At 60.7% G+C, this 3,077-nt stretch carries 4 protein-coding genes; 3 read left to right on the top strand and 1 reads right to left on the bottom strand.

Going from position 1 to position 3,077, the window contains the following annotated elements:
• The 3 genes from Q8K05_RS18225 to Q8K05_RS18215 all read left to right on the top strand — a co-directional run.
• Window positions 1–465, top strand: a 465-nt coding sequence (locus Q8K05_RS18225; protein ID WP_305248067.1) for a metallopeptidase TldD-related protein, incomplete at its 5' end; no start/stop codon positions are given.
• Between the two features lie 236 nt (window positions 466–701).
• Complete coding sequence (locus Q8K05_RS18220) at window positions 702–1,832, top strand: 3-deoxy-7-phosphoheptulonate synthase (RefSeq protein ID WP_305248065.1); 1,131 nt, start codon at window positions 702–704, stop codon at window positions 1,830–1,832.
• An 81-nt stretch (window positions 1,833–1,913) separates the two neighbouring features.
• A complete protein-coding gene (locus tag Q8K05_RS18215) occupies window positions 1,914–2,225 on the top strand; it encodes a hypothetical protein (RefSeq protein ID WP_305248064.1) in 312 nt (103 codons plus the stop codon).
• 198 nt (window positions 2,226–2,423) lie between these two features.
• Here the strand turns inward: Q8K05_RS18215 and Q8K05_RS18210 are convergent.
• Window positions 2,424–3,077: glutamate ligase domain-containing protein (locus tag Q8K05_RS18210; protein ID WP_305248062.1), on the bottom strand; the 654-nt coding region annotated here is incomplete at its 5' end.

Here is a 3,077-nt window from a genome sequence, read left to right as displayed (position 1 = left end):
ATCCTGAAGGGCTACATCCAGGATTCGCTCAATGCGCGCCTGATGAAGGTCAAACCCACGGGCAACGGCCGCCGCGAAAGCTACGCCCATATGCCCATGCCGCGCATGACCAACACCTACATGCTGGGCGGCGACAAGGCGCCCGAGGAAATTGTGGCGAGCATCAAAAAAGGCCTGTACGCGACCAACTTTGCCGGCGGCCAGGTCGACATCACCTCAGGCAAGTTCGTGTTTTCGGCCAGTGAAGCGTTCTGGGTTGAAAACGGCAAAATCCTCTACCCCGTCAAGGGCGCCACCATTGTTGGTAACGGCCCGGACGCGCTGACCCGCGTCACCATGATGGGCAATGACATGCAGCTCGACAGCGGCGTCGGCACCTGTGGCAAGGAAGGCCAGAGCGTTCCCGTGGGCGTGGGCCAGCCCACTTTGCGCATTGACGGGCTGACGGTGGGCGGCACCGCCTGAGCCGCTTTGCGGGGGTGTTTTGTTGACCTGTGCTATATTAAAAGTATGAATTTAGCGAAATTTCATTTCGGTTACTTTTGGTTCTCAAGCGCCTCCGGCGGTAGAGAGACTTTCGCGTAACCCAAAAAAACGCAACAAATCTCCAAAAACCGCCGGACGCCCGGCGGTTTTTTTTTGCCTCTTCAATTTTTTGCTGATTCTTTGAACTTGTCTGAAATCTAAAAAGGAAGCCTGCGATGAATGCCAAAGCCATCTCTGCCAGCCCCGCCCCTGAAGGCTGGTATGCGAGCGTCGAAAAAACCAGCCAGACCGACGACGAACGCATCAAGGACATCACCGTGCTACCTCCACCCGAGCATTTAATCCGCTTTTTCCCGATTCGCGGCACGGCGGTTGAGTCGCTGATCACCCAGACCCGCAAAAGCATTCACAACATCATCGCGGGCAAGGATGACCGCCTGCTGGTGGTGATTGGCCCGTGTTCCATCCACGACCCCGTCGCCGCCGTGGAGTACGCGCGCCGCCTGGCCGAGCAGCGCAAGAAGTACGCCGGTACGCTCGAAATCGTGATGCGCGTGTACTTTGAAAAACCACGTACCACCGTCGGCTGGAAAGGGCTGATCAATGACCCCTACCTTGATGAGAGCTACCGGATCGACGAAGGCCTGCGCATTGCGCGCCAGTTGCTGATCGAGATCAACCGCCTCGGACTGCCGGCCGGCAGCGAGTTTCTGGATGTCATTTCCCCGCAGTACATCGGCGACCTGATCTCCTGGGGCGCCATTGGCGCACGCACCACCGAAAGCCAGGTGCACCGCGAGCTGGCTTCCGGCTTGTCGGCACCGATTGGCTTTAAAAACGGCACCGATGGCAACATCCGCATTGCCACCGACGCGATCCAGGCAGCGGCACGCGGCCACCACTTTTTGTCGGTGCACAAAAACGGCCAGGTCGCGGTGGTGCAAACCAAGGGCAACAAGGACTGCCACGTCATTTTGCGCGGTGGAAAGACACCCAATTACGATGCTGTCAGTGTGGCCGCAGCCTGCAAGGAGCTTGAGGCGGCCAAATTGCCCGCGACCCTGATGGTCGATTGCAGCCATGCCAACAGCGCCAAGCAGTACGAAAAGCAGGTGGACGTGGCCCGCGACATTGCGGCCCAGGTGGCTGGCGGCTCGCGCCAGGTGTTTGGCCTCATGGTCGAAAGCCACCTGCATTCCGGTGCGCAAAAGTTCACGGCGGGCAAGGACGACGCCGCGGCGCTGGAATACGGCAAGAGCATCACCGACGCTTGCCTGGGCTGGGACGATTCCCTGACGGTGCTGGAGTCCTTGTCTGCCGCTGTGCTGGCGCGCAGGGCAAAATAAGGTTCTGCTGCGAATTTTCGACACCCCAAGCCGCCGAAATTGGCGCCAGCATTTCATCATTCACCCCATCAGGAGCAAGCCATGCACAGCGAAGTTAGCGTGACATTCAGAGACGGCCCCCCCGTGCGTATCGACCTCAATGAAGTGCAGCCCCTGCCGCACGAGAGCGCACGCAAGTGGCTCGATGAACAGTTCACCCAGATGGGGTGTGAGCCGCTGCGGCCCACCGGCAAGCTGCTGATGGCCGACAAGGTGGTGGTGGTGGCCCAAGCTGCTGGGCCGGCCGGGTTCGCAGATGCCCAATGGGCGCAGGATTTTGCCCGCGCAGCCAGTGCCGCGCTGGCCAAGCCGGTGGTGCATATTGATGCGGATTCGCTCAGCATCAGTTACTGAATGAGTCGCTCGCCAGCGGGCAGCGGGATGGGCACAGTGGCGGCTGGCAGGGACCATCGCCGCTGCAGCTCAAGCTGGGGTCTGCAGGCTGAATGGATCAAATTATTTGATATTTTTGACCTCTATCCCAGGCAGGTAGGCATTGAGTAGCTATTAAATTTATAGCATTTTTCGGTCCGGGCTCCCCAGGAAACAACGTCAATCCCGGAGCGCTTCGAGTAGTTTGGCGTGAATTCCGCCAAACCCTCCATTGCTCATGCACAGCAAGTGGTCGCCTGGCTTGGCGGCCGCCTTGACTTGGCTCACCAACTGGTCAAGCGTGTTGGCTACTTGCGCCTTTTCGCCCATGGAGGCCAAGGCGGTGGCGGCGTCCCAGTCCAGCCCGCCGGCGTGGCAAAACGCCAGGTCAGCCTGCTCCAGGCTCCAGGGCAGTTGCGCGGTCATGGTGCCCAGCTTCATGGTGTTGCTGCGCGGCTCGAAGATGGCGAGGATGCGCGCAGTGCCTTTTCCTGCGCCGTTGAGCTGGCGGCGCAGGCCATCGACGGTGGTGTGGATGGCGGTCGGGTGATGGGCGAAATCGTCGTACACCGTGATGGCGCCCTGGCCAAAGGGGACCACGCCGCGCACTTCCATGCGGCGTTTGACGTTCTGGAAGCCGGCCAGCGCCTGCGCGGCCAGTTCGGGGGCGACGCCCACATGCTCGGCCGCCGCGATAGCCGCCAGGGCGTTGAGCTGGTTATGGACGCCGCTGATCGTCCACTGCACATGGGCTGCGGTGTGCCCGGCTTTGAGCACCTTGAAGTCGTTGGGCTCGCCTTGGGCGGTGAAGCCGCCTTGATTCCGCGGGCTGCC

Origin of the sequence: Polaromonas sp. (genome assembly GCF_030682935.1) — a bacterium.
Taxonomy (GTDB): domain Bacteria; phylum Pseudomonadota; class Gammaproteobacteria; order Burkholderiales; family Burkholderiaceae_C; genus Polaromonas.
This window is presented reverse-complemented; position numbering and strand designations above follow the sequence as displayed.